Consider the following 25,392-nt stretch of genomic DNA (forward strand, 5'->3'; position numbering starts at 1 on the left):
GGCGCAGCGGACGGGACTCGAACCCGCGACCCCCGGCGTGACAGGCCGGTATTCTAACCGACTGAACTACCGCTGCGTATCGTTCAGGCTTGCACCTGATTGAAACTGGGATCAGCCAAAGACAATTTGCCTTGTGGCTTCAGACCGGTGCAAAGCACCCATCTGTTACTGAAAAATGGCGCAGCGGACGGGACTCGAACCCGCGACCCCCGGCGTGACAGGCCGGTATTCTAACCGACTGAACTACCGCTGCGCAGTGCGTTCCTCTCTGGCCATGGGCTTCTTGCGAAACCTTGCACCAGGAACTTCTCAGGAAGTGGTGGGTGATGACGGGATCGAACCGCCGACCCTCTGCTTGTAAGGCAGATGCTCTCCCGGCTGAGCTAATCACCCTCGCGATGTTGCTTGTTGCGTTTGCTTCGCTGAGGCCGCGAAATTTACGCAGATGGCGAAGCTAAGTCAATAGCCCCATTGAATTTTTTTCAAAAAGGGCAAAATAGTGTGCTTGCCTGTACGGGCCCCTTCGCGGGTAAACCCGCTCCCACAGGTACGGCACAGGTCTTTAGCACTGCGCTGTACCTGTGGGAGCGGGTTCACCCGCGAAGAGGCCCGTAAATGATAAGCAGAATGTTCAGGTGTAGATCATCTTGCGGGTCATGCCGCCGTCGACCACAAACTCCTGGCCAGTGACAAACGCCGCCTGGCGCGACAACAGCCAGGCAACCATGGCCGCCACATCTTCCACGGTGCCCACCCTGCCCGTCGGGTGCTGGGCATGATCGGCGTCGGTCAACGGCTCGGCGCGGCGCTGCGACGGGTCACGGGCATCGATCCAGCCCGGGCTTACCGCATTGACACGAATCTCCGGGCCCAGGCTCATGGCCAGGGCATGGGTCAAGGCCACCAGGCCGCCCTTGCTCGCCGCGTAGGCCTCCGTATCGGGCTCGGACTGCCGCGCCCGGGTGGAGGTAAGGTTGACGATCGCCCCGTTGTGCGCACGCAGGTACGGCGCACAATGCTTGGCCAGCAGCATCGGGCCATTGAGGTTGACCGCCAGCACCCGGTTCCATTGCGCCAGGCTCAGGCTTTCCAGCGTCTGGTTGTGCGGATTGGCGATGGCCGCATTGCACACCAGCGCGTCCAGCCGACCAAACTGCCCGAGCACTTCAGACACCCCGGCACTGACCTGGGCCTCGTCGGCAACGTCCATGGTAATGAACCAGGCGTTGTCGCCCAAGGCCTTGGCCACTTTGCTGCCCCGCTGCCGGTCGAGGTCGCTCAGCACCACCTGCCAGCCTTCACAGACCAGCCAAGCGGCAATGCCCAGGCCGATGCCGCGCGCGGCACCGGTGACCAAGGCTACCCGGCCATTGTGGCCCGGGGTACTGCCGCGGATTTCGATCACAGTGCGGCCAGCCCGCGTGCAAGGTCGGCCTGCAGGTCGGCCACATCTTCCAGGCCCACGGCAACGCGGATCAGGCTGTCGCGGATACCGGCGGCTTCACGCTCCTGCGCCGACAAGCGGCCGTGGGAGGTGGTGGCCGGGTGAGCGATGGTGGTCTTGCTGTCACCCAGGTTGGTGGTGATGGAAATCACCCGGGTCGCGTCGATAAAGCGCCAGGCGCCCTCTTTGCCGCCCTTGACCTCGAAGCTGACCACCGCACCAAAGCCACTCATCTGGCGCTTGGCCAGCTCGTGCTGCGGATGGCTGGGCAGGCCGGCGTAGTGCACCTTCTCCACGCCATCCTGCTGCTCCAGCCATTCGGCCAGGGCCTGGGCGCTTTCGCAGTGCGCACGCATGCGCAGGCGCAAGGTTTCCAGGCCCTTGGTGAAGATCCAGGCATTGAACGGGCTGAGCGTTGGGCCTGCGGTGCGCAGGAAGCCCACCACTTCTTTCATCTGTTCGGCACGGCCGGCAACCACGCCACCCATGCAGCGGCCCTGGCCGTCGATGAACTTGGTGGCCGAGTGGAACACGATGTCGGCACCCAGCTTCAGCGGCTGCTGCAACGCAGGGGTGCTGAAGCAGTTGTCCACCACCAGCATGGCACCGCGGGCATGGGCGATTTCACTGAGCGCGGTGATATCGACCAGCTCGGCCAGCGGGTTGGACGGCGACTCGACGATCAGTAGCTTGGTATTGGCCTTGATGGCCTTTTCCCAGCCACCGAGGTCGACCAGCGGCACGTAGTCCACCTGCACACCAAAGCGCTTGAAGTACTTCTCGAACAGGCTGATGGTCGAGCCGAATACGCTCTGCGATACCAGCACGTGGTCACCGGCACTGCACAGCGACATTACCACGGCCAGGATCGCCGCCATGCCGGTGGAAGTGCCCACGGCCTGCTCGGCGCCTTCCATGGCCGCCAGGCGCCCCTCAAAGGCGCGCACCGACGGGTTTGTGTAACGCGAATAGACGTTGCCCGGTGTTTCACCGGCAAAGCGCGCGGCCGCATCGGCGGCCGTGCGGAACACGTAGCTGGAGGTCAGGAACAGCGCTTCGCTGTGCTCGCCCTCAGGTGTACGGTGTTGACCGGCGCGCACCGCCAGGGTGTCGAAACCGACACCCTCGAGGTCGCTGTCCAGTCGCCCGGCATCCCATTGATCCGTCATGCCGTCGCTCCCTGAATCAGTTGTTGTAGAGGTCGATGATCGCGCTGACGGCCTGGTTCTTGACCTTGGCCAGGTCATTACGGGCCTGCTCGATACGCTCGAGGTAGGCATCGTCGATATCGCCGGTGACGTACTCACCGTTGAACACCGCGCAATCGAAGTGATCGATCTTGATCTTGCCGCCACCGACCGAGTCAATCAGGTCTGGCAAGTCCTGATAGATCAGCCAATCGGCACCAATCAACTCGGCCACTTGTTCGGTGGTACGGTTGTGGGCGATCAGTTCGTGAACACTCGGCATGTCGATGCCGTAGACGTTGGGGTAGCGCACCGCAGGGGCTGCGGAACAGAAGTAGACATTCTTGGCACCGGCTTCACGGGCCATCTGGATGATCTGCTTGCAGGTGGTGCCGCGCACGATCGAGTCGTCCACCAGCATCACGTTCTTGCCGCGGAATTCCAGTTCGATGGCGTTGAGCTTCTGGCGTACCGATTTCTTGCGCGCGGCCTGGCCGGGCATGATGAAGGTACGGCCGATGTAGCGGTTCTTGACGAAGCCTTCGCGGAACTTGACGCCCAGCCGGTTGGCCAGTTCCAGCGCAGCAGTGCGGCTGGTGTCCGGGATCGGGATGACCACGTCGATATCATGCTCTGGGCGCTCGCGCATGATCTTGTCGGCAAGCTTCTCCCCCATGCGCAGACGGGCCTTGTACACCGAAATACCGTCGATGATCGAGTCTGGGCGGGCCAGGTAGACGTGCTCGAAAATGCACGGCTGCAGTTTTGGCGATTCGGCGCACTGCTTGGTGAACAGCTGGCCTTCTTCGGTGATATACACCGCTTCGCCCGGCGCCAGGTCGCGGATCAGGGTAAAGCCGAGCACGTCCAGAGCCACGCTTTCCGAGGCGATCATGTATTCCACGCCTTCGTCGGTGTGACGCTGGCCGAACACTACCGGGCGGATACCGTGGGGATCGCGGAAACCGACGATGCCGTAGCCAGTGACCATCGCCACCACGGCGTAACCGCCGACGCAGCGGCTGTGCACGTGGGAAACAGCGGCGAACACGTCCTCTTCGGTCGGTTGCAGCTTGCCACGCACCGCCAGCTCATGGGCGAACACGTTCAGCAGCACTTCCGAGTCGGAGTTGGTGTTGACGTGGCGCAGGTCGGACTCGTAAATCTCTTTGGCCAACTGCTCGACGTTGGTCAGGTTGCCGTTGTGGGCCAGGGTGATGCCATACGGCGAGTTGACGTAGAACGGCTGGGCCTCGGCCGAGGTCGAGCTGCCTGCCGTCGGATAACGCACGTGGCCAATGCCCATGCTGCCCACCAGGCGCTGCATATGGCGCTGCTGGAAGACGTCGCGCACCAGGCCATTATCCTTGCGCAGGAACAACCGGCCGTCATGGCTGGTCACGATACCGGCAGCGTCCTGGCCGCGGTGCTGGAGGACCGTAAGCGCGTCATACAGCGCCTGATTGACGTTCGACTTACCGACGATACCGACGATGCCACACATGCGACGCAACCCCTACTTTGACGAAACTTGAGTGAATAGCGCTCAGGGCCGGGACGGCCCGAGCAACTGTTCCTTGAACGGAAGATCAGCCGGAGCGCTGATCAACCCACTGGGCGTCCATTGGCCGGTAAAACCCAGGATCAGGTTTTTCGACCAGTCGGCGACCAAGAGAAATTGTGGTATCAGGCGTGATTCCTGCCACCAGGTGTCTTGTTGAACAGGCCCCAGGCTGATCAGGCCTATGGCCACCACTACCAGCAAGGCCCCGCGCGCAGCGCCAAAGGCCATGCCCAGGAAACGATCGGTGCCGGACAGCCCGGTCACACGGATCAGCTCGCCGACAAGGAAGTTGACCATGGCCCCCACCAGCAAGGTGGCGACGAAAAGAATGGCGCAGCCGGCGATGACGCGCATGGATGGCGTCTGGATATAGCTCTCAAGATACACCGAGAGCGAACCGCCGAACATCCACGCAACCGCACCCGCAACGATCCAGATGAGCAACGACAAGGCTTCCTTGACGAAGCCGCGCTTGAGACTGATCAGTGTGGAGACGGCGATGATCGCGATGATCGCCCAATCAACCAAGGTAAATGCCACGGTGCTGCCTGCAGACGTTTGAGGCGGCGCATTTTACCAGAGCGACGGGCTGGGAGTAAGCGGAATGTCGGGTGGATTGGTGTTGGCTTCATCGCCGGCAAGCCACCTTTCATAGAACAAAACATGACCGGGTGATTTGCCAGGCACTCTCTGGAGCTGGCTTGCCGGCGATGGCCGGCAAAGCCGCCCTCGTGCTATCAGCTGCGCTCTGGCTGGAAACGCACCACAAAGCCTTTGAGGCTGTTCTGCCGGTTGATGGCGTCGCGTGTCCGCTCCGCCTCGGCGCGCTCGATCAGCGGCCCGACATACACCCGATTCATTCCGCCCGCCGAGCGGATATAGGCGTTGTAGCCCTGGCTGCGCAGGGTTTGCTGGAGCTTTTCGGCACCGGCACGATTGGACAGGCTGGCCAACTGGATGGACCAACTGACAGGCAAGCCATTGACGTCGATTTTTGAAGGGGCAGCCGGCTTTGCCACTGCTGCGGCAGGTGCCGGGGTGGCCACTGGCTTCGACTCCACTTTAGGCGCAGCAGCCTGTGGCTTGGCCGGCTGGACCTGCGCCTGGGTTTGCGGCGATGGCGTAATGGGCTGACTGGGCGTGGCGGGCGGCGCAGTGGACTCGTCGACCACCACCGCTGGCTGCTCCGGCGCTTGCGCAATCGCCTGCGGCTCGGGCACGGCGACCGGCTCCACCTTCACTTCCGGCAGGCTTGGCATGGCCGGTGCTTGCGGGGCCTCGACGTGCACCTGGCGCATCTCGTCCTCGCGGGTGAACAGCATCGGCAGGAAAATAACCGCCAGCGCCACCAGCACCAGCGCACCCACCATGCGCTGTTTCATCCCTTTATCCAGCACTGCCATCTACTCCACCCTCCTGGGCGTGCCGCTCCAGCCACTCCAGCGCCTGGGCAACACAGAAAAACGAACCGAACAGCAGGACCTGATCATCCGCCGTCGCCTGCGCACATTGCCCTTCAAGGGCGGCGTCGACGCTGGCATAAGACTTCACCGCGGCGCCGAGGTTCGTCAAGGCTGTGGCCAGCTCGGCAGCCGGGCGGCTGCGCGGGGTATCCAGCGGCGCCACGGCCCAGTCGTCGACCAGGCCCTGCAGCGGCGCGACCACGCCTTCCAGGTCCTTGTCGGCGAGCAGCCCGAACACCACCAGGCGACGGCCCTTGGGCGGCCGGGCCGTCAGGCGCCGGGCCAGGTACTCCGCTGCATGAGGGTTATGCCCCACATCCAGCAACAGCTCCACCCGCTTGCCCTGCCAGTTCACCAGGCGGCGATCAAGGCGGCCTGTAATGCGGGTAGCCAGCAGCGCCTGGCGCACCTGCGCGGCATCCCACGGCAGCCCCATCAGCAGGTACGCCTGCAGGGCCAGCGTGGCGTTTTCCATGGGCAGGTCGAGCAGTGGCAGGTCACAAAGCGCAACTTGCGCGCCGTCTGCCGCAGTACCGCGCCAGCTCCAGCCGGCCACGGTGCTGGCCAGATCAAAGTCCCGACCACGCAGGAACAGCGGCGCAGCCAGCTCGGCGGCCTTGTCCAGCAACGGTTGTGGCGGATCGAGGTCGCCGCACAGGGCCGGCTTGCCCGGGCGGAAGATCCCGGCTTTCTCGAAGGCTACCTGCTCGCGGGTATTGCCCAGGTAATCGACATGGTCGACGCCGATGCTGGTCACCAGCGCCAGGTCGGCATCCACCACGTTCACGGTGTCCAGGCGGCCACCAAGCCCCACTTCCAGCACTACGGCATCCAGCTGCGACTGGTAGAACAACCAGAACGCGGCCAGCGTGCCCATTTCGAAGTAGGTCAGGGAAATATCGCCCCGCGCCGCCTCGACGGCGGCAAAGGCTTCGCACAGGCGCTCATCGCTGGCCTCTTGGCCATCGATCACTACCCGCTCGTTGTAGCGCAACAGGTGCGGCGAGCTGTAGACGCCGACCTTGAGCCCCTGGGCACGCAGCAGCGAGGCCACGAATGCGCAGGTCGAGCCCTTGCCATTGGTGCCGGTTACCGTCACCACACGTGGCGCCAGCTTGCCCAGCGCCAGCCGGGCAAGCACCTTCTGCGACCGCTCAAGGCCCATGTCAATGGCCGAGGGATGCAACTGCTCGAGGTAGGCGAGCCATTCGCCCAGGGTTCGTTGTTTCATCACGCGACAGCAGCCGCCTCACGCGCTTGCTCCGGGGTTTCCTGGCCGGTCATCTGTGCCAGCAGGCGGGCCAGACGCGGGCGTAGTTCACCACGGGAGATGATCAGGTCGATAGCACCGTGCTCCAGCAGGAACTCGCTACGCTGGAAGCCTTCTGGCAGCTTCTCGCGTACGGTCTGCTCGATCACGCGTGGGCCGGCGAAGCCAATCAGGGCCTTAGGCTCACCGACGATAACGTCGCCGAGCATCGCCAGGCTGGCAGAAACGCCGCCGTACACCGGGTCGGTCAGCACCGAGATGAACGGGATGCCCTCTTCGCGCAGGCGCGCCAGCACCGCCGAGGTCTTGGCCATCTGCATCAGCGAGATCAGCGCTTCCTGCATGCGCGCACCACCCGAAGCAGAGAAGCAGACCATTGGGCAACGGTGTTCCAGGGCGTAGTTGGCCGCGCGTACGAAGCGTTCGCCGACAATGGCACCCATGGAGCCGCCCATGAACGAGAACTCAAAAGCGCTGACCACGATCGGCATGCCCATCAGGGTGCCGCTCATGGAGATGAGCGCGTCTTTTTCGCCAGTCTGCTTCTGGGCGCCGGCCAGGCGATCCTTGTACTTCTTGCCGTCACGGAACTTCAGGCGGTCGACCGGCTCCAGGTCGGCCCCCAGTTCGGCACGGCCTTCGGCATCCAGGAAGATATCGATGCGCGCACGTGCGCCGATGCGCATGTGGTGGTTGCACTTGGGGCAGACATCCAGGGTTTTTTCCAGCTCCGGACGATACAGCACGGCCTCACAGGCCGGGCACTTGTGCCACAGGCCCTCAGGCACCGAGCTCTTCTTCACCTCGGAACGCATGATCGAAGGGATCAGTTTGTCGACTAACCAGTTGCTCATGCTTTATTTCTCCAGTATCGGCAGGCGGGGGGCGGTGTCACCGCCCTGCCCTGCCCTTGAGCTCAAAATCTTTTATGAAACAATGGTAGACCGGCCACCGGGGCTGCCAGCGTGCCACTCCACCGCTAATGTGTTGTTCCGCCGCCAGCGGCGGCTGCCCCGCAGGGCTGCGAAAGCTATGGACGATGGCGCGCAGCCAGCCGTCACATCTGCCATCACGCCTGTTTCACCGCCTGCATGAAGGCCTCGATTTTCGCCGCGTCCTTGATGCCCTTGGCCTGTTCGACGCCACCACTGACATCCACCGCGTAAGGCCGTACCTGGGCAATGGCCTGGCCAACGTTGTCGGCCGACAGCCCGCCCGCCAAGATGATGGGCTTGCTCAGATGTGCCGGCACCAGTGACCAGTCGAACGCTTCACCGGTTCCCCCGGGTACGCCTGCCACGTAGGTGTCCAGCAGTATGCCGCGAGCCCCCGCATAAAGCTGGCAGGCCGCCTCCAGGTCGTCGCTCGGGCGCACCCGCAGGGCCTTGATCCAGGGGCGGTGATAGCCTTCGCAGTCTTGCGGGGTCTCGTCGCCGTGGAACTGTAGCAGGTCCAGCGCAACCACTTCGAGGATCTCGTTCAGCTCGCAACGCGAGGCGTTGACGAACAGACCGACCGTGGTCACGAACGGCGGCAACTCGGCAATGATCGCCCGCGCCTGGCGCACGTCCACGGCCCGCGGGCTCTTGGCATAGAAGACAAAACCGATGGCATCGGCACCCGCCTCGGCAGCAGCCAGCGCGTCTTCGATACGGGTAATCCCGCAGATCTTGCTGCGAACATTGCTCATGGACAGCGAACCCTGATTGTTACGGTGAAAGGCCGGATGTTAGCAAATGGCTATTCGCCCGTCAGTCGGCCAACGCCTCGTAGCCCGTCAAAAAGTGTGGGCCGATGTAACGCTGGGGCAGCGCATACGCCTCGGGGTACTCCACCTGGACCAGGTAAAGCCCGTACGGATGGGCCGTGACCCCGCCTTCACGGCGGTTGCGCCCTTCCAGCACTTCACGCGCCCAGGTGACCGGGCGCTCGCCGGCGCCAATGGCCGTCAGCACACCGACAATATTACGCACCATGTGGTGCAGGAAAGCCGTGGCGCGCACGTCCAGCACGATCATCTGGCCATGGCGGGTAACGCGCAGGTGGTAGATATGCTTGATCGGCGACTTGGCCTGGCACTGGCTGGCGCGGAAGGCGCTGAAGTCGTGGGTGCCAAGCAGGAACTGCGCGGCTTCGGCCATGCGTTCGACATCCAGCGGGCGGTGGTTCCAGGTCACTTCCTCGGCCAGGTGCGCCGGGCGGATCGGGTCGTTGTAGATGACATAGCGGTAGCGCCGGGCACATGCCTTGAAGCGGGCATGGAAGTCGGCCGGCATCGGCCGCGACCAGACCACGCTGATGTCGTGCGGCAGGTTGAAATTGGTGCCCAGGGTCCAGGCGCGCTCGTCGCGTACGGCACGGGTATCGAAGTGCACGACCTGGCCACAGCCATGCACACCGGCATCGGTTCGCCCGGCACAGATCACCGAAACCGGTTCGTTGGCCACCTTGGACAATGCTTGTTCCAGCGCTTGCTGGACGCTGGGTACTCCGCTGGCCTGGCGCTGCCAGCCGCGGTAGCGGGCGCCCTTGTATTCCACGCCCAGGGCGATACGGGAGTAGCCTTCGGCTGCGGATTCGGCGGTAGCGGTGTCGATGATGTCCAAGCGCATGAAACCTGTGGGGTGTACGAAATGGCGGGGATTATAACGACAACGGCAGCCTTGTAGGGCTGTGGGAGCGGCCTTGTGCCGCGATAGGGCCGCAGAGCGGCCCCGGCGATGCTAGCTGAGTGGCTGAAATCCTGGGGCCGCTATGCGGCCCTATCGCGACACAAGGCCGCTCCCACAGGCGCGAGCATCAGACCAGGCGAGACAGCATGTCCTCGGCTTCCTGGCGCTGGCTGTCGTCGCCGTCCTTGACCACTTCATCAAGGATGTCGCGGGCCCCCTGATTGTCGCCCATGTCGATGTAGGCGCGGGCAAGGTCGAGCTTGGTGGCCACTTCGTCACTGCCGGAGAAGAAGTCGAAGTCCAGGTCGTCCAACGGCTCGGGTTCAGGCTGCGCAATCGCATCGTCGCTGGTGAAGTGTGGCTCCAGCGATGGCGATTCGAGGCTTTGCGACAGCTTGTCCAGTTCGGCGTTGACGTCGTCCAGCTCCGAGGCAAAGCGCTTGGCGGCAGGCGAATCGTCTTCCAGCGACAGCGACAAGTCGAAATCCGACGGCATGTCGAACTCGGAGACCGGGTCAAACTCCGGCACGCTGTCGAAGGCAGCCAGCTCGGCGGCGATGTCCACCGGGGCCTCCTCCACGGCTTGCGGGGCGGCCGGGGCAACCGGCTCAGTGACATCGAGGTCGAAATCGGACAGGTCCGCAGCAGGCTGTGGCTCTGCCTGGGCCAGCATGGCCTCGAAATCGGCGTCGGCGTCGGCTTGCAGTTCGGCATCCACGGCAAACGGCTGCTCTTCTGGCTGAATCGCTTCCAGCGCTGGCTCATCCAGCACAGGCTCGGCAATGACCAGCTCGTCGGGTACAGGTTCCTGTGCCGCCGGCTCGTTCAGCAACGGCGCTGCCAGTGGGTCTTCTTCCGGCAGGTCTTCACCCAGACTCAGGTCGAAGGCGCTGTCCAGGTCCTGCTCATCCAGGCCCGGTGCATCGAGGGTCGGCACTTCTTCGAAGGCATCCAGTTCGGCTTCAGGCTCTGCTTGCGCCACAACCTCTGGCTCAGCCTCTACCTGTTGCTCGAACTCAGGCACCTCGCCAGGCACGACATCGGCAACCACCGGCGCCTCAGGCTCGTCGTGCAGCAGCTCCTGCACATACTGCTGATCCATCTCGGCAGCCAGCGCCGCGGCACCCAGGCCGGCGGCGGCCAGGCCGAGCATGGCCGGGTAACGTTCTTTCAGCCCGGCAACCTGGGCAGTGTTGTGCTCGCTGGCCGGCAGCTTGCGCTCCTGTTCGGCGAACGCGCTCTGATCACCCTGGCGGGCGTACACATCCATCAGTTTCAAGCGCAGGTCGTCACGCTCCGGCGCGGCGTCCACAGCGGGCTCCAGCAGTTCGGTGGCGCGATTCAGGCGGCCCTCGGCCAGGCATTGATCCACTTCGGCCAACAGCGCGGCGTGAGGGTCTGCGTACGGCTCAGGCTCGAGTGCTGGCTCGGCGGCTGGCGCTGCCACTTTTTCCGCAGCAACGGCAGCGGCAGCCGAGGCTGCGACCACGGCTGGCGACAGCGTCACGCTCGGCTCCGCGACCTCAACGCCGTCAAGGCTCTCGGTATCGTTGTCGAAACCTGTGCCTTGCTCTTCTTCCAGCGCCCGCGCCATGCGCAGGTGCTTTTCTGCTTCTTGCTGGGCCTTGCGCTTGCGCGCCAGCAGCCACAGCAACAAGGCCAGCACCAGAATGCTGGAGCCGGCAATCAGCCAAAGCAGCCACGGGTTGCCCAGGATCTGGTCAAGTGCGCTGCCCGACTGGCTAGCTGACGCTGGATTGGCGGCCGGCACCGGCTTGGGCGCAGTATCGACGGCAGCAGGTGCAGGCTTGACCGCTGGCTGAGCGGCGGCTGCCGGCTGGGCAGAAGCAGCAGCTGCCACTGCCGGAGCGGCTGCACCCTGGCCTTCCAGGCGCGCCAGCTGATTGTTCTTCAGCTCGATCAGACGCTGCAGCTTGTCCAGCTGGCTCTGCAGGTCGGCCATGCGGCTTTTGAGTTCGTCGTTGTCACGGCGGCTGGTGTCCAGGCTTTCCTGGGCCACGGCCAGCTTGTCGTTGAGTGCCTTGGCCTGGCCGGCACCGGCCTGGCTGCCCGGTGTGACCAGGCGCAGGTTGTCGCCCTGGGCGATGCGCGCCGGGGCGGCTTCGGCGGCGCCACGGCGGGTAGCGTCCAGCTGGCGGGCACGCGGGCCGAGGCGGCGGCCTTCACGCCAGGCGGCGTACTGCTCGGCCACCTCGCGGTTCGCCTCGCCTTGGGCAATGTTCTGGACCTGCTGCTGGTCGGGCAGGCGCAGTACCTGGCCAACCTTCAGCTGGTTGATGTTGTTGCCGATGAAGGCGTCCGGGTTCAGCGCCTGGATCGCGATCATGGTCTGCTGGATCGAGCCACCCTGGGTGTTGCGCGCAGCAATTTGCCACAGGGTATCGCGGCGCTGGGTGGTGTAGTTGCTGGCACCGGTTGTGGCCGGTGTGACATTGCCCGCCGCCGGCTTGTCGCCTTGCGCCTTGGCCTGGTCGAGCAACACGCTGTAGTCACGCAGCAGGCGGCCTTGCGGCCACATGACCTGGACCAGGAACTTGACCACTGGCCCCGGCAGCGGCTGGCTGGAGGTCACCCGCAGCACGCTCTTGCCGTTGGGGTTGATCACCGGTGTGAAGGTCAGGTCTTCGAGGTAGGTCGGAAACGCCACCCCGGCCTTGCTGAACTCTTCCGGTGGCGCCAGGCTCGGCGCCACTTCGGCGGCTTTGAGGTCGCGTACGTCGAGCAATTCGATCTCGGCGTCCAGCGGCTGATTCTGTGCCGACTTCAGGGTCAGCTCCCCCAGGCCCAGCGCATTCGCCATGCCAGACGACAGCGCGGAGGCTGCAGCCATGGCCAGAACCAGTTTGCGAATTCGAAGCATGACCTCTTCCCTTGTATGAATCGTCCCGAAACCTGCAAGCAGAGCAGGACAAAAGTGCTCGCCAGTATCTTTTACGGCATCTGTTTAATCAACAATTGTGCCACTTGCACGGCATTGAGCGCGGCGCCTTTGCGCACGTTGTCGGTGGTCAGCCAGAGGTTGAGCTGCTGGTCTTCATCAACACCGTGACGTACACGACCAACATAGACCACGTCTTGGCCCACTGCGTCACCGACCGGGGTCGGATAATCATCACGCTCCACCCGCTCGACGCTATCGGCTGCCTCCAGCGCCTGGTTGACCGCCTCCAGGTCGACCGGGCGACGGCTCTGCACAGCCACACTGAAGCTATCGCCGAAAAACACCGGGACTTGAACGCAGCTTACGGAAATCTTCAATTCAGGCATGCCGAGCAGCACCCGCAACTCGCTGACCAGGCGGCGCTCCAGCGCTGTATGGCCCTGTTCATCGGCGGCCCCTACCTGGGCCAGCAGGTTGAATGCCACCTGGCGGTCAAAGAAGCGAGGCTCCAGCGGACGGGCATTGAGCAGCTCAGCGGTTTGCCGGGCCAGTTCGCTGACCGCTTCACGGCCTTGAGCAGACACCGCCAACGCGGCCATCACTTGCACCCGCTCAATGTCGAGCAGGCCTTTGAGCGGCGCCAGCGCGACGGCCAGGGCTACAGCGGCCGAGCATGGGCTGATGATGCGCGCTGGCAACGACAGGCCGGCCAGGCGGTCGGCGTTGGCTTCCGGCACCAAGGCCAGGGCGTCGTCCAGGCCACCGGACAGGTCGATCACCGTGCAGCCTGCCTGCAGCGCCTTGCCGGCAAAGCTGCGGCTGACGGCGGCGCCGGTGGCGAAGAAGGCCAGCTTGACCTGGGCAAAGTCGAAGCTGTCGACTTCGCGCACTTTCAGCTTCTTGCCAGCGAACATCACGCTGCTGCCCGCCGATTCCATGCTGGCCAGCAGGTGCAGCGTGGCGACCGGGAATGCGAGTTCTTCGAGGATCTGCACCAAGGCTTCACCGACGCTGCCAGTGGCGCCGACGACGGCGATGTCCAAAGGGTGTGTCATGGTAGGGATCCTCTTGCAGAAAACGGCGGGGGCGGCACTTTACTCGGATTGCAGGGTTTTGTCTGTGCTGGCCGTATCTTCGCCGCTGTGGGTTGCGTGAGGGCTAGCGGGGATGGCTTGGGATTTGCGGTGTTTGTGAGATCGAGCGCCGCCCGCGCGGCGCATCGCGACGCAAGGCCGCTCCCACATTTGTTTCGGGCCAGTCCATCCTGCGCCAGGCGCGCGCGACCGCCTTGTATGTACGACGCGATATCGATGCATGCGCCAAGGCCTACGCGCGCGAATCCCACAGGAATAACTGGCCCGAAACAAATGTGGGAGCGGCCTTGCGTCGCGATGCGCCGCGCGGGCGGCGCTCGATCTCACCGGCACCAAAAATGCTGTGGCGAACACTCAAAAAAACCCGCACTGTCGCCAGCGCGGGTTTTTGGTCAAAGCAGAACGATCAACGCTCCAGCAGAATCCGCAGCATGCGGCGCAGCGGTTCGGCGGCGCCCCACAGCAGCTGGTCACCCACGGTGAACGCGCCCAGGTACTGCGAGCCCATGTTCAGCTTGCGCAGACGGCCAACCGGGATGTTCAGGGTACCGGTGACCTTGGTCGGGGTCAGCTCCTGCATGCTGATTTCACGCTGGTTCGGCACCAGCTTCACCCAAGGGTTGTGCTGGCTGATCATGCCTTCGATGTCGGCGATCGGCACGTCCTTGTTCAGCTTGATGGTCAGCGCCTGGCTGTGGCAACGCATGGCGCCGATGCGCACGCAGATGCCGTCGACCGGGATCGGGCTCTTGAAGCGACCGAGGATCTTGTTGGTCTCGGCCTGGGCTTTCCATTCTTCACGGCTCTGGCCGTTCGGCAGTTCCTTGTCGATCCACGGGATCAGGCTACCGGCCAGTGGCACACCAAAGTTCTCGGTCGGGAAGGCGTCGCTGCGCATGCTCTCGGCAACCTTGCGGTCGATGTCGAGGATGGCGCTGGCCGGGTTGGCCAGGTCGTCGGCAACGGCTGCGTGAGTGGCGCCCATCTGCTTGATCAGCTCGCGCATGTTCTGCGCGCCAGCACCCGAGGCTGCCTGGTAGGTCATGGCGCTCATCCACTCGACCAGGCCGGCTTCGAACAGCCCACCCAGGCCCATCAGCATCAGGCTGACAGTGCAGTTGCCGCCGATATAGTTCTTGGTACCGGCGTCCAGCTGCTGATCAATGACCTTGCGGTTGACCGGGTCGAGGACGATCACCGCATCATCCTGCATGCGCAGGGACGAGGCCGCATCGATCCAGTAACCCTGCCAGCCGGCTTCACGCAGCTTGGGGAAGACCTCGTTGGTGTAGTCGCCGCCCTGGCAGGTCAGGATTACGTCGAGGGTCTTGAGTTCTTCAATCGAATAAGCGTCTTTGAGCGGCGCTGTATCCTTGCCCACGTTCGGGCCTTGGCCGCCGACATTGGAGGTAGTGAAGAACACCGGCTCGATAAGGTCGAAATCCTGCTCCTCCAGCATCCGCTGCATGAGCACGGAACCGACCATGCCGCGCCAACCGATCAGACCTACACGTTTCATCGCAACTACACCTTTGCTAAAAGTGGGCCGCCACCGGGAATTTGGGGTGGCGGGCCAGAGAGATTACAGATTCCGCAGCGCTGCGACTACTGCGTCGCCCATTTCCTGCGTACCAACTTTGCGGCAGCCTTCCGAGAAGATGTCGCCGGTGCGCAGGCCCTGGTCAAGGACCAGGCTGACGGCCTTCTCGATCGCCTCGGCGGCAGCCGACTGATTGAAGCTGTAACGCAGCATCATCGACACCGACAAAATGGTCGCCAGCGGGTTGGCGATGCCAAGGCCGGCGATGTCCGGCGCCGAACCGTGGCACGGCTCGTACATGCCTTTGTTGTCGGCATCCAGCGACGCAGATGGCAGCATGCCGATGGAACCGGTCAGCATGGAAGCTTCATCCGACAGAATGTCACCGAACATGTTGTCGGTCACCATCACGTCGAACTGCTTGGGTGCGCGCACCAGCTGCATGGCAGCGTTGTCGACGTACATGTGGCTGAGTTCGACGTCCGGATAGTCCTTGGCCACGTCTTCGACCACTTCACGCCACAGCTGGCTGGACGCCAGGACGTTGGCCTTGTCCACCGAGCACAGCTTCTTGCCACGTACGCGGGCCATGTCGAAGCCGACACGGGCAATGCGGCGCACTTCGCTTTCACTGTACGGCAGGGTGTCGTAGGCCTGGCGCTCGCCGCCTTCCAGCTCGCGCTGGCCACGCGGTGCACCGAAGTAGATGCCGCCGGTCAGCTCACGGACGATGAGGATGTCCAGGCCCGAAACGATTTCCGGCTTCAGCGACGAGGCATCGGCCAGCTGCGGGTAGAGGATGGCCGGGCGCAGGTTGGCGAACAGGCCCAGTTGCGAACGGATTTTAAGCAGGCCGCGCTCAGGGCGGATGTCACGCTCGATCTTGTCCCACTTCGGGCCACCCACGGCGCCCAGCAGCACGGCATCGGCCTTGCGCGCACGCTCCAGGGTTTCGTCGGCCAGCGGCACGCCATGCTTGTCGATGGCGGCGCCACCGATCACGTCATGTTCCAGGCTGAAGCCAAGCTGGAACTTGTCGTTGGCCAGTTCCAGCACCTTGACCGCTTCGGCCATGATTTCCGGGCCGATACCGTCACCAGGGAGAATCAGAATCTGCTTGCTCATGCTTTCCTCTATCCATTCACGCGGTGCGGCCAAACGGGCCCCACCGAAAAGTGCTTAACGCTCGGCCCACAACACCAGCACATCAGTGCTGAACGAGCCATCGGCCTCGATCTGGTAATACTGCCGTACTTCTTCACCCATGGCTTGCTGCAATTGGCGTATGGCCACGCGCATCGGCTCGGGGGTGCGCATGCGCTCGACCCAGCTGCTGAACTCCAGGCGCAGTGGCTGGCGCGTGTGGCTGCGCACATGCAGGCCGGCTTCGCTGACCTGACGCTGCCATTCGGCGGCGGAGTAGTCGCGCACATGGCTGGTGTCGCGCAGCACCTCGACCGTTTGCAGGTAGGTGTCGAGCAGCGGGCTGCCGGGTGACATCACATCGACGAACGCCGCCACGCCACCGGGCTTGAGCACCCGGCGCACTTCGCGCAGGGCCAGGCCCAGGTCGCTCCAGTGGTGGGCCGAGTAGCGGCTGAAGACGAAATCGAACGAAGCATCGGCAAACGGCAGGCGTTCGGCCGCGCCGCGCTCGGTGGTGATGTTGGCCAGGCCGCGCTCGGCGGCAGCACTGGCGACCACGTCGAGCATGGCTTGCGAAAGGTCGTAGGCGACCACCTCGGCGACCAGCGGCGCGACGTGGAAGCTGACATGACCGGCACCGCAGCCCAGGTCCAGCACGCGCGCATGGGCCTGCCCTGCCAGCTCAGCCTGCAGCAGGGCGAACTCACTGCCCTGGGCGTGCACGGTGCTGCTGAGGTAGGCGCTGGCCTGTTCGCCGAACTGGCGCTGGACCACGTCGGTGTGGTTGGTGCTGGTCATGGGTGCAGTCCTTTTGATTGTCATCACCAGTACCGGCCTCTTCGCGGGGCAAGCCCGCTCCCACAGAGGCCAGCACTCACAGCTACATCACTCAGGCATCACGGAACAGCCAAGGCTGGCTGGCGCGGTGCTTGCCTTCGAAGGCCTTGATCGCATCGCTGTCCTGCAGGGTCAGGCCGATATCGTCCAGGCCGTTGAGCAGGCAGTGCTTGCGGAACGCATCGATCTCGAAATGCAGCACCTTGCCATCCGGACGTGTCACGGCCTGCGCTTGCAAGTCGATGGTCAGCTGGTAACCCGGGTTGGCTTCGACCTGCTTGAACAACTCGTCGACTTCCTCATCGCTGAGGATGATCGGCAGCAAGCCGTTCTTGAAGCTGTTGTTGAAGAAGATGTCGGCAAAGCTCGGCGCGATCACGCTGCGGAAGCCGTACTCGTCCAGCGCCCACGGGGCGTGCTCACGGCTGGAGCCACAACCGAAGTTCTCCCGCGCCAGCAACACGCTGGCACCCTGGTAGCGTTCGTGGTTGAGCACGAACTCGGTGTTCAGCGGGCGCTTGCTGTTGTCCTGGTAGGGCTGGCCCACGTCCAGGTAACGCCATTCGTCGAACAGGTTAGGGCCAAAGCCGGTGCGCTTGATCGACTTCAAAAACTGCTTGGGGATGATCTGGTCGGTGTCGACGTTGGCACGGTCCAACGGCGCGACGAGGCCAGTGTGCTGGGTAAAGGCTTTCATGCTGCGCTCCCTTGGATCAACTCGCGGACATCGATGAAGTGGCCGGTCACCGCGGCAGCGGCAGCCATGGCCGGGCTGACCAGGTGGGTACGGCCACCGGCCCCCTGACGGCCTTCGAAGTTGCGGTTGGAGGTGGACGCGCAGTGCTCGCCGCTCTCCAGGCGGTCCGGGTTCATCGCCAGGCACATCGAGCAGCCTGGCTCACGCCATTCGAAACCGGCTTCGACAAAGATCTTGTCCAGGCCTTCGCGCTCGGCCTGGGCCTTGACCAGGCCCGAACCCGGTACGACGATGGCTTGCTTGACGGTAGCGGCCACCTTGCGGCCCTTGGCGATTTCGGCTGCGGCGCGCAGGTCTTCGATACGCGAGTTGGTGCACGAGCCGATGAACACGCGGTCCAGCTGAATATCGGTGATCGCCTGGTTGGCGGTCAGGCCCATGTACTTCAGGGCACGCTCGATCGAACCACGCTTGACCAGGTCGGCTTCGGCAGCCGGGTCCGGCACGCGCTGATCGACGGCCAGGACCATCTCGGGCGAGGTGCCCCAGCTGACCTGTGGCTTGATCTGGCTGGCATCGAGCTCGACCACGGTGTCGAACACGGCATCGTCATCCGACACCAGGTCTTTCCACGACTCGACCGTTTGTTTCCACTGCTCGCCCTTCGGCGCGTACGGGCGGCCTTCAACGTAGGCAACGGTGGTGGCGTCAGTGGCCACCAGGCCCACACGGGCACCGGCCTCGATGGACATGTTGCAAATGGTCATGCGGCCTTCCATCGACAATTCGCGGATGGCGCTGCCGGCAAACTCCATGGCGTGACCATTGCCACCCGCGGTGCCGATCTTGCCGATCACGGCCAGGACGATGTCCTTGGCGGTAACACCGGCAGGCAATTGGCCTTCCACGCGCACCAGCATGTTCTTCATCTTTTTGGCGACCAGGCACTGGGTGGCGAGCACGTGCTCGACCTCGGAGGTGCCAATGCCGTGGGCCAGGGCACCGAAAGCGCCATGGGTGGAGGTGTGCGAGTCACCGCAGACCACGGTCATGCCGGGCAAGGTGGCGCCCTGCTCGGGGCTGATGACGTGAACGATGCCCTGGCGTTCGTCATTCATCTTGAATTCGACGATGCCGTATTCGTCACAGTTTTCGTCAAGGGTCTGCACCTGCAGGCGCGACACCTGGTCGACGATGGCCTCGATGCCGCCCTTGCGCTCTGGCGTGGTCGGCACGTTGTGGTCGGGGGTGGCGATGTTGGTGTCGATGCGCCACGGTTTGCGGTTGGCCAGGCGCAGGCCTTCAAAGGCCTGGGGCGACGTCACTTCGTGGATGATGTGGCGGTCGATGTAGATCAAGGACGAGCCGTCATCACGGCGCTTGACCTCATGGGCTTCCCAGAGTTTGTCGTAGAGCGTTTTGCCAGCCATCAGACTGTTCCTCATCAGCGTCTTTCTATGCCAAAGACCCCTTGGCTTGTACGGACGATGCTAGGGGGTTAGATTGAATAACTCAAATTCATAATTTTTATGCTTTGGATAACCCAAAGGAATACAACCCCATGGACCTGGCCAACCTCAGTGCCTTTATCGCCATTGCCGAAACCGGCAGTTTTTCCGGGGCCGCCGAGCGGCTGTTCCTGACCCAGCCGGCCATCAGCAAACGCATCGCCGGGCTGGAACAGCAACTGGGTGTGCGCCTGTTCGACCGCCTGGGCCGCGAGGTCACCCTGACCGAGGCCGGGCGCGCCCTGCTGCCACGGGCCTACCAGATTCTCAATGTGCTTGATGATACCCGACGGGCGCTGACCAACCTGACCGGGGCCGTGAGCGGTCGTCTGACCCTGGCCACCAGCCACCACATCGGCCTGCACCGCCTGCCTCCATTGCTGCGGGCTTTCACCCGCCAGTACCCGGCGGTGGCGCTGGATATTCAGTTTCTGGATTCAGAACAGGCCTACGACGAAATTCTGCATGGCCGTGCCGAGATTGCCGTGATCACCCTGGCGCCCGAGCCGCACCACCTGATCAAGGCCGTACCGGTGTGGGACGACGCCCTGGACTTTGTCGCCGCGCCCGAGCACCCGCTGGCCAACAACCGTACAGTCAGCCTGGCTGATGTGGCCCGCCACCCGGCGGTATTCCCCGGCGGCAACACCTTTACCCACCATATTGTCCAGCGCCTGTTCGAAAGCCAGGGCCTGACGCCGAACATCGCCATGAGCACCAACTACCTGGAAACCATCAAGATGATGGTATCGATCGGGCTGGCCTGGAGTGTATTGCCACGCACCATGCTCGACGAACAGGTTGCACCCATCGCATTACCGGGCATACAGCTGTCACGCCAGCTAGGCTACATCTTGCACACGGAGCGTACGCTGTCGAACGCGGCCAGGGCTTTCATGGCCCTGCTCGACAGCCACGCAGGGCCGGCCTGACCGGCCGTCAGCCCGGCATATCCAATTCAAGGACGCGTCATACGCCAAAGGTCTGGTACCGATGCCCAAATCAGCAAACCGCTTTTTGCGCCTGCCGCGTATTCCTGCGGCCGATCCCCAAGAGTCGGAGCAGGCCTGGCAGAACGCCCCACAACTGCTGGCCGCGCTCAATGGCGCGCGCCTGGGGGCCTGGCTATGGGACATCGATAGCGGCCGGGTCAGCTGGTCACGAGGCACCCAGGCGCTGTTCGGCTTCGACCCGCAGCGACCGTTGCCCGCCGATGTCGACTACCTCGACTTGCTGCCCGAGGAAGACCGCGCCCGCACCCGCCAGGTGTTCCAGGCCGTGTTCAACGGCGAGCCGGTGGAACAGGCCATGCGTCACCGCATTCGCTGGCCTGACGGCAGCCTGCACTGGCTGGAGATCAACGGCAGCCTGACCCACGACCAGCATGGGCGCCCGCAGATGATCGGGGTGATCCGCGAAATCACCCGCCAGCGCGAGCGGGAAACAGCGCTGATCAATTCGGAAAAGCGCTTCGCCACCCTGTTCCACCTCAGCCCCAACGCCATTTTGCTGACCCGCCGCCACGACGGCATGATCTTCGAGGTCAACCAGCATTTCGAAGACATGTTCGGCTGGCCTGGCAGCCAGGTGATCGGCAAGACCAGCCTGGAGTTGGGCCTGTGGGTCCACCCCGAACAGCGTCACCAGGTGATGGAGTCGACCCGCGCCAATGGCGGCCCGCTCATCATGGAGGTGCAGTTCCGTGCCTCCAGCGGCAAGGTGCACGACGGCATCCTCTGCACCCAGGGCATCGAACTGGAGGGCATCACCTTCCTGATCAGCACGTTCGTCGACACCACCGAACGCAAGCGCGCCGAGCAGGCCCTGAAGGACAGCCAGGAACGGCTGGACCTGGCCCTGGACTCGGCGCAGCTGGGCACCTGGGACTGGCATATCCCCAGCGGCATGCTCTACGGTTCGGCCCGCGCCGCGCAGCTTCACGGCCTGCCGCCCACCCCTTTTCACGAGTCGTTCGATGCGTTTTTCGAGGGGGTGCCGGAACAGGAGCGCAACTCGATGCGCCAGGCCTACCGCAGCCTGCGCGAAGGGCCCGCCGGCAACTACCAGATTACCTACCGGGTGCAGCTGGAGAACGGCATTTCGCGCTATATCGAAAGCCGCGCACGCCTGTACCGCGACGAACAGGGCAACCCGCTGCGCATGGCCGGCACCTTGCTCGACATTACCGACCAGGTGGAGCGCGAGCAGCGCCTGAGCGCCTCGGAAGAGAAGTTCGCCAGCCTTTTCCAGGTCAGCCCCGACCCAATCTGCGTTACCCGCCAGGACACCGGCCAGTTCATCGAGATCAACCCCGCGTTCAGCCAGACCTTTGGCTGGGGCAGCGACCAGGTGATTGGCCGCACAGCCGAGGAAATCGGCTTGTGGGCCGAGTCCATCGAACGTGCGCAACGTATCGAGCGGGTCATCCGCGAACAGGCCCTGAGCAACGTTGCCGTGGTGGTCAACCACCGCGACGGCGCGCCGCTGACCTGTGTGATCTCCAGCCGCCTGATCACCGTCGACGACCAGCCCTGCAGCGTTACCACCCTGCGCGACATCACCCAGCAACAACGCGCCGAGGCGGCGCTGCAGTCCAGCGAGGAAAAGTTCGCCAAGGCCTTCCACTCCAGCCCCGACGCCATCACCATCACCGAACGCCACAGCGGCCGCTACCTGGAAATCAACGATGGCTTCTGCCGCCTGACAGGCTACAGTGCCGCCGATGTGGTCGGCCACACGGTATATGAGATCGGTATCTGGGCCGATGACAAGCAGCGCAGCGCGTTGCTGGCCGAGTTGCGCGAGCGCGGCCGGGTGCATCACCGGGAAATGCTTGGGCGTAACAAGCGCGGCGATATCCTCACCGTGGAAGTTTCTGTCGAGCCGATCACCCTCAACGAAGTCGACTGCCTGCTGCTGACCGCACGCGACGTCAGCCAGTTGAAAAACGCCCAGGCGCAAATACGCCATCTGGCCTACCACGATCCGCTGACCAACCTGCCCAACCGTGCCCTGCTGATGGACCGCCTGAGCCAGCAGATTGCCCTGCTCAAGCGCCACAACTTGCGCGGCGCCCTGCTGTTCCTCGACCTCGACCACTTCAAGCACATCAACGACTCGCTGGGCCATCCGGTGGGCGACGCGGTGCTGAAGATCATCACCGCACGCCTGGAAGCCAGTGTGCGCCTGGAAGACACCGTGGCCCGACTGGGTGGCGACGAGTTCGTGGTATTGCTCAGCGGACTGGAAGGCAGCCGTGAGCTGGTAGAGGAAAAAGTGCGTGAACTGGCCGACACGCTGCGTGAGCTGTTGGCCGAACCGATGTCGCTGGATGGCCAGCGCCTGCAGGTGACGCCCAGCATCGGCGTGGCGCTGATCCCCGACCACGGCACCACGCCGGCCGATCTGCTCAAGCGTGCCGATATCGCCCTTTACCGGGCAAAGGACTCTGGGCGCAACACCACCCAGTTGTTCCACACCACCATGCAGAAGGCCGCCAGCGAACGCCTGCGCATGGAAAACGACCTGCGCCTGGCCTTGGCCCGCGGTGAACTGGCGTTGTACTTCCAGCCGCAGGTGGATGCCCGCGACAACCGCATCGTCGGCGCCGAGGTGCTGCTGCGCTGGCATCACCCGCAACTCGGCCAGCAGCCGCCCTCGCAGTTCATCCAGGTGCTGGAAGAAAGCGGCCTGATCCTGGAAGTTGGCAGCTGGATCCTTGACGAAGCCTGCGATGCTTGCGCGCACATGCTGGCCGACGGCCTGATCGACGCGGATGATTTCAGCCTGTGCGTGAACATCAGCCCTCGGCAGTTCCGCCAAAACGACTTTGTCGGGCGTGTGTTGCGCAGCCTGGACGACTATCGGCTGCCACGACACATGCTCAAGCTGGAAATCACCGAAGGCATCGTCATCCAGAACCTGGAAGACACCATCAGCAAAATGCGCGAACTGAAGCACTACGGGGTGAGTTTTGCCATGGATGACTTCGGCACGGGCTATTCATCGCTGACCTACCTCAAGCGCCTGCCGGTCGATGCGCTGAAGATCGACCAGACCTTTGTGCGCGATGCACCGATCGACCCCAACGACGCCGAAATCGTCCGCGCCATTGTCGCCATGGCCCGCAGCCTGGACCTGGCGGTGATTGCCGAGGGGGTCGAACTGACTGAACAGCTTGAGTTTCTGGAACGGCTGGGCTGTCACCTGTATCAGGGCTACCTGCACAGCCGGCCGTTGCCGTTGCCAGAGTTTCGCAAGCTGTTGCTGGAAGCGCCGGCAGACTACTGACCGCCTGGCTGCCAGCGCCTGCACGGTAGCGCGTCAGGAGCACAAAAAAGGGCACCCCTGGGGGTGCCCTTCTTCATCGCAGCGTGATCAGTTCAGCGCTGGTTTGTCGCCATTGATCGGGATGCGCTTGGCCTTGGCTTCTTCAGGCACGATGCGCAGCAGGTCGATGCTGAGCAGGCCGTTGGCCAGGCCGGCGGCTTTCACTTCGATATGGTCAGCCAGGCGGAACGACAGCTTGAAGGCGCGTTGCGCGATACCCTGATGCAGGTAGGTCACTTCAGCGGCGCCATTGTCGCGCTTGCCACCGGTCACGGTCAGGACACCTTTCTCAACCTGCAGGTCGAGGTCCTCCTCTTGGAAACCGGCTGCGGCTACTACGATGCGATAGTGGTCCTCGCCATGTTTTTCCACGTTGTAGGGCGGGTAGCTGCTACCGGCCTCATTACGTGCCGCGGATTCGAACAGGTCGTTGAAACGGTCGAAACCAACGGAATGGCGGAACAGTGGAGCAAGAGAGAAAGCGGTAGTCATGGTCATAAACTCCTGAGATTCAGCAAGTAAGTCATTACGCGACCCGGCTTCGGCATCGCGTACTCAAAAGATATGGCCGAGGGAAAAGCTTTCAAGGGGCAATGATAAAAAAATTTGAAATCGGTGTAGCCCTTTTCGCGGGCATGCCCGCTCCCAAAGGATCACCACAGGCCTCAGGACCAGTGCACTACCTGCGGGAGCGGGCGCGCCCGCGAAGAGGCCAGCTCAGGCAACACAGGCCTCCAAAGCCTGCACCTCAACCCCCAGCAACCGGCTGATCCGCGCGCAGTCATCTTCCCGGCGCAACTCGGCAAACAGCACCACCGCTTCGGGGTAACTGCGGGTCAGCATGGCCAGCCATTGCTTCATCCGCCCCGGTGCATAACGCGGTGACAGTTTGGCCTGGGCCTGACGCCAGAACTCGCGCAACAACGGCAGCAGGTTATCCCAGCTCATCGGCTGATAGTCCCGCCCATCACGGGCTGCGGCAATCTGCAGACCCAGGTCCGGGCGCGATACCAGGCCACGGCCCAGCATGATGTCCTCGGCCCCGCTGACCTCACGGCACCGCCGCCAGTCATCAACAGTCCAGATCTCGCCATTGGCGAACACCGGTACCTTGACCACATCCTGCACCCGCGCCACCCATTCCCAGTGCGCCGGCGGCTTGTAGCCCTCGACCTTGGTCCGCGCATGCACCACCAGATGCGCCGAGCCCCCCTCTGCCAATGCCGTGGCACACTCAAGCGCGCCGTCGGGGCTGTCGAAACCCAGGCGCATCTTCGAGGTTACCGGGATATGCGCCGGCACTGCGCGGCGCACCTCCCGCACGATGGCGTGCAGCAACTCCGGCTCTTTGAGCAGCACGGCACCGCCACGTGACTTGTTCACGGTCTTGGCCGGGCAGCCGAAGTTCAGGTCGATCACTGGCGCACCCAGCTCACAGGCCAGCGCCGCGTTTTCCGCCAGGCACACCGGGTCCGACCCCAGCAACTGCACGCGCATGGGCACCCCCGCAGCCGTACGCGCGCCCTGGCGCAGCTCGGGCGCCAGCTTGTCGAACGAGGACGGCGGCAGCAGGCGGTCGCACACGCGAATGAACTCAGTGACGCACCAGTCGATACCGCCCACGCGGGTCAATACGTCGCGCAGGATGTTGTCAACCAGCCCCTCCATGGGGGCCAGGGCAATTTGCATGTCGGGGTCTCGGTGAAAAAGCCGGCAGTCTAACAAAAATTGTCGACGAT

20 protein-coding genes and 3 tRNA genes are annotated in these 25,392 nt (G+C 63.6%); 2 read left to right on the forward strand and 21 right to left on the reverse strand.

Annotation, left to right across the window (positions count from 1 at the left end; genetic code table 11):
* Positions 1-2: 2 nt before the first annotated feature.
* The 19 genes from LU684_RS28745 to leuC form a co-directional block, all read right to left on the reverse strand.
* Positions 3-76, reverse strand: a tRNA-Asp gene (locus LU684_RS28745).
* Positions 77-176: 100 nt separating this feature from the next.
* A tRNA-Asp gene (locus LU684_RS28750) sits at positions 177-253 on the reverse strand.
* Between the two features lie 64 nt (positions 254-317).
* Positions 318-393, reverse strand: a tRNA-Val gene (locus tag LU684_RS28755).
* A gap of 238 nt (positions 394-631) precedes the next feature.
* Entirely contained in the window at positions 632-1,405 is a 774-nt protein-coding gene (locus LU684_RS28760) for an SDR family oxidoreductase (RefSeq protein ID WP_016485528.1), read from the reverse strand.
* Positions 1,402-2,613, reverse strand: a complete 1,212-nt coding sequence (locus LU684_RS28765) for an O-succinylhomoserine sulfhydrylase (RefSeq protein ID WP_016485527.1) — start codon at positions 2,611-2,613, stop codon at positions 1,402-1,404. Before LU684_RS28765 ends, LU684_RS28760 begins: the two co-directional genes overlap by 4 nt.
* Positions 2,614-2,629: 16 nt before the next feature.
* Complete coding sequence (gene purF, locus LU684_RS28770) at positions 2,630-4,135, reverse strand: amidophosphoribosyltransferase (RefSeq protein WP_016485526.1); 1,506 nt, start codon at positions 4,133-4,135, stop codon at positions 2,630-2,632.
* A 42-nt stretch (positions 4,136-4,177) separates the two neighbouring features.
* The gene (locus tag LU684_RS28775) at positions 4,178-4,735 is read right to left on the reverse strand and encodes a CvpA family protein (protein WP_016485525.1); all 558 of its coding nucleotides are present in this window, start codon (positions 4,733-4,735) and stop codon (positions 4,178-4,180) included.
* Between the two features lie 197 nt (positions 4,736-4,932).
* Complete coding sequence (locus tag LU684_RS28780) at positions 4,933-5,598, reverse strand: SPOR domain-containing protein (RefSeq protein WP_060519099.1); 666 nt, start codon at positions 5,596-5,598, stop codon at positions 4,933-4,935.
* The gene (folC, locus tag LU684_RS28785; RefSeq protein ID WP_060519100.1) at positions 5,582-6,889 is read right to left on the reverse strand and encodes a bifunctional tetrahydrofolate synthase/dihydrofolate synthase; all 1,308 of its coding nucleotides are present in this window, start codon (positions 6,887-6,889) and stop codon (positions 5,582-5,584) included. The genes LU684_RS28780 and folC overlap by 17 nt, the downstream gene beginning before the upstream one ends.
* Entirely contained in the window at positions 6,889-7,782 is an 894-nt protein-coding gene (accD, locus tag LU684_RS28790; protein ID WP_016485522.1) for an acetyl-CoA carboxylase, carboxyltransferase subunit beta, read from the reverse strand. Before accD ends, folC begins: the two co-directional genes overlap by 1 nt.
* 215 nt (positions 7,783-7,997) lie before the next feature.
* Positions 7,998-8,618 (reverse strand): phosphoribosylanthranilate isomerase, encoded by a 621-nt coding sequence (locus LU684_RS28795; RefSeq protein WP_102690268.1) that lies wholly within the window; start codon positions 8,616-8,618, stop codon positions 7,998-8,000.
* Positions 8,619-8,679: 61 nt separating this feature from the next.
* Positions 8,680-9,540, reverse strand: a complete 861-nt coding sequence (truA, locus tag LU684_RS28800; RefSeq protein ID WP_016485520.1) for a tRNA pseudouridine(38-40) synthase TruA — start codon at positions 9,538-9,540, stop codon at positions 8,680-8,682.
* Between the two features lie 187 nt (positions 9,541-9,727).
* Positions 9,728-12,481, reverse strand: a complete 2,754-nt coding sequence (locus LU684_RS28805; RefSeq protein ID WP_016485519.1) for a FimV/HubP family polar landmark protein — start codon at positions 12,479-12,481, stop codon at positions 9,728-9,730.
* 71 nt (positions 12,482-12,552) lie between these two features.
* Positions 12,553-13,557, reverse strand: coding sequence for an aspartate-semialdehyde dehydrogenase (locus LU684_RS28810; RefSeq protein ID WP_016485518.1), 1,005 nt, complete (start codon positions 13,555-13,557; stop codon positions 12,553-12,555).
* A 445-nt stretch (positions 13,558-14,002) separates the two neighbouring features.
* Positions 14,003-15,115, reverse strand: a complete 1,113-nt coding sequence (asd, locus tag LU684_RS28815; protein ID WP_016485516.1) for an aspartate-semialdehyde dehydrogenase — start codon at positions 15,113-15,115, stop codon at positions 14,003-14,005.
* A gap of 63 nt (positions 15,116-15,178) precedes the next feature.
* On the reverse strand, positions 15,179-16,261 hold the full coding sequence (gene leuB, locus LU684_RS28820) for a 3-isopropylmalate dehydrogenase (protein ID WP_013971603.1): 1,083 nt from the start codon (positions 16,259-16,261) through the stop codon (positions 15,179-15,181).
* Between the two features lie 54 nt (positions 16,262-16,315).
* Positions 16,316-17,080 (reverse strand): class I SAM-dependent methyltransferase, encoded by a 765-nt coding sequence (locus tag LU684_RS28825; RefSeq protein ID WP_016485515.1) that lies wholly within the window; start codon positions 17,078-17,080, stop codon positions 16,316-16,318.
* Between the two features lie 91 nt (positions 17,081-17,171).
* Entirely contained in the window at positions 17,172-17,816 is a 645-nt protein-coding gene (gene leuD, locus LU684_RS28830) for a 3-isopropylmalate dehydratase small subunit (RefSeq protein WP_016485514.1), read from the reverse strand.
* Positions 17,813-19,246, reverse strand: coding sequence for a 3-isopropylmalate dehydratase large subunit (gene leuC / locus LU684_RS28835; RefSeq protein WP_232895300.1), 1,434 nt, complete (start codon positions 19,244-19,246; stop codon positions 17,813-17,815). The genes leuD and leuC overlap by 4 nt, the downstream gene beginning before the upstream one ends.
* A gap of 131 nt (positions 19,247-19,377) precedes the next feature.
* On the opposite strand from leuC, the gene LU684_RS28840 reads away from it, so the two are divergent.
* Together LU684_RS28840 and LU684_RS28845 are read left to right on the forward strand one after the other, a co-directional pair.
* The gene (locus LU684_RS28840) at positions 19,378-20,256 is read left to right on the forward strand and encodes a LysR family transcriptional regulator (RefSeq protein ID WP_232895301.1); all 879 of its coding nucleotides are present in this window, start codon (positions 19,378-19,380) and stop codon (positions 20,254-20,256) included.
* Positions 20,257-20,317: 61 nt separating this feature from the next.
* Complete coding sequence (locus tag LU684_RS28845; protein WP_016485511.1) at positions 20,318-23,614, forward strand: PAS domain S-box protein; 3,297 nt, start codon at positions 20,318-20,320, stop codon at positions 23,612-23,614.
* A gap of 87 nt (positions 23,615-23,701) precedes the next feature.
* On the opposite strand, the gene LU684_RS28850 is transcribed toward LU684_RS28845, so the two are convergent.
* The gene (locus LU684_RS28850) at positions 23,702-24,145 is read right to left on the reverse strand and encodes an Hsp20 family protein (protein WP_016485510.1); all 444 of its coding nucleotides are present in this window, start codon (positions 24,143-24,145) and stop codon (positions 23,702-23,704) included.
* A gap of 225 nt (positions 24,146-24,370) precedes the next feature.
* Positions 24,371-25,342, reverse strand: a complete 972-nt coding sequence (locus tag LU684_RS28855) for a tRNA dihydrouridine synthase (RefSeq protein WP_232895302.1) — start codon at positions 25,340-25,342, stop codon at positions 24,371-24,373.
* Between the last annotated feature and the right edge of the window lie 50 nt (positions 25,343-25,392).

The sequence above is a fragment of the Pseudomonas sp. NMI542_15 genome (assembly GCF_021283425.1).
GTDB classification, from domain to species: Bacteria; Pseudomonadota; Gammaproteobacteria; order Pseudomonadales; family Pseudomonadaceae; genus Aquipseudomonas; species Aquipseudomonas fortuita.

Coding starts and splice junctions, on each gene's coding strand:
- LU684_RS28825 (WP_016485515.1), bottom strand. CDS start 17,080: ATGACCAGCACCAACCACACCGACGTGGTCCAGCGCCAGTTCGGCGAA.
- LU684_RS28780 (WP_060519099.1), bottom strand. CDS start 5,598: ATGGCAGTGCTGGATAAAGGGATGAAACAGCGCATGGTGGGTGCGCTG.
- LU684_RS28840 (WP_232895301.1), top strand. CDS start 19,378: ATGGACCTGGCCAACCTCAGTGCCTTTATCGCCATTGCCGAAACCGGC.
- LU684_RS28855 (WP_232895302.1), bottom strand. CDS start 25,342: ATGCAAATTGCCCTGGCCCCCATGGAGGGGCTGGTTGACAACATCCTG.
- leuC (WP_232895300.1), bottom strand. CDS start 19,246: ATGGCTGGCAAAACGCTCTACGACAAACTCTGGGAAGCCCATGAGGTC.
- LU684_RS28850 (WP_016485510.1), bottom strand. CDS start 24,145: ATGACTACCGCTTTCTCTCTTGCTCCACTGTTCCGCCATTCCGTTGGT.
- purF (WP_016485526.1), bottom strand. CDS start 4,135: ATGTGTGGCATCGTCGGTATCGTCGGTAAGTCGAACGTCAATCAGGCG.
- accD (WP_016485522.1), bottom strand. CDS start 7,782: ATGAGCAACTGGTTAGTCGACAAACTGATCCCTTCGATCATGCGTTCC.
- LU684_RS28765 (WP_016485527.1), bottom strand. CDS start 2,613: ATGACGGATCAATGGGATGCCGGGCGACTGGACAGCGACCTCGAGGGT.
- LU684_RS28810 (WP_016485518.1), bottom strand. CDS start 13,557: ATGACACACCCTTTGGACATCGCCGTCGTCGGCGCCACTGGCAGCGTC.
- asd (WP_016485516.1), bottom strand. CDS start 15,115: ATGAAACGTGTAGGTCTGATCGGTTGGCGCGGCATGGTCGGTTCCGTG.
- leuB (WP_013971603.1), bottom strand. CDS start 16,261: ATGAGCAAGCAGATTCTGATTCTCCCTGGTGACGGTATCGGCCCGGAA.
- LU684_RS28845 (WP_016485511.1), top strand. CDS start 20,318: ATGCCCAAATCAGCAAACCGCTTTTTGCGCCTGCCGCGTATTCCTGCG.
- leuD (WP_016485514.1), bottom strand. CDS start 17,816: ATGAAAGCCTTTACCCAGCACACTGGCCTCGTCGCGCCGTTGGACCGT.
- folC (WP_060519100.1), bottom strand. CDS start 6,889: ATGAAACAACGAACCCTGGGCGAATGGCTCGCCTACCTCGAGCAGTTG.
- LU684_RS28795 (WP_102690268.1), bottom strand. CDS start 8,618: ATGAGCAATGTTCGCAGCAAGATCTGCGGGATTACCCGTATCGAAGAC.
- LU684_RS28805 (WP_016485519.1), bottom strand. CDS start 12,481: ATGCTTCGAATTCGCAAACTGGTTCTGGCCATGGCTGCAGCCTCCGCG.
- truA (WP_016485520.1), bottom strand. CDS start 9,540: ATGCGCTTGGACATCATCGACACCGCTACCGCCGAATCCGCAGCCGAA.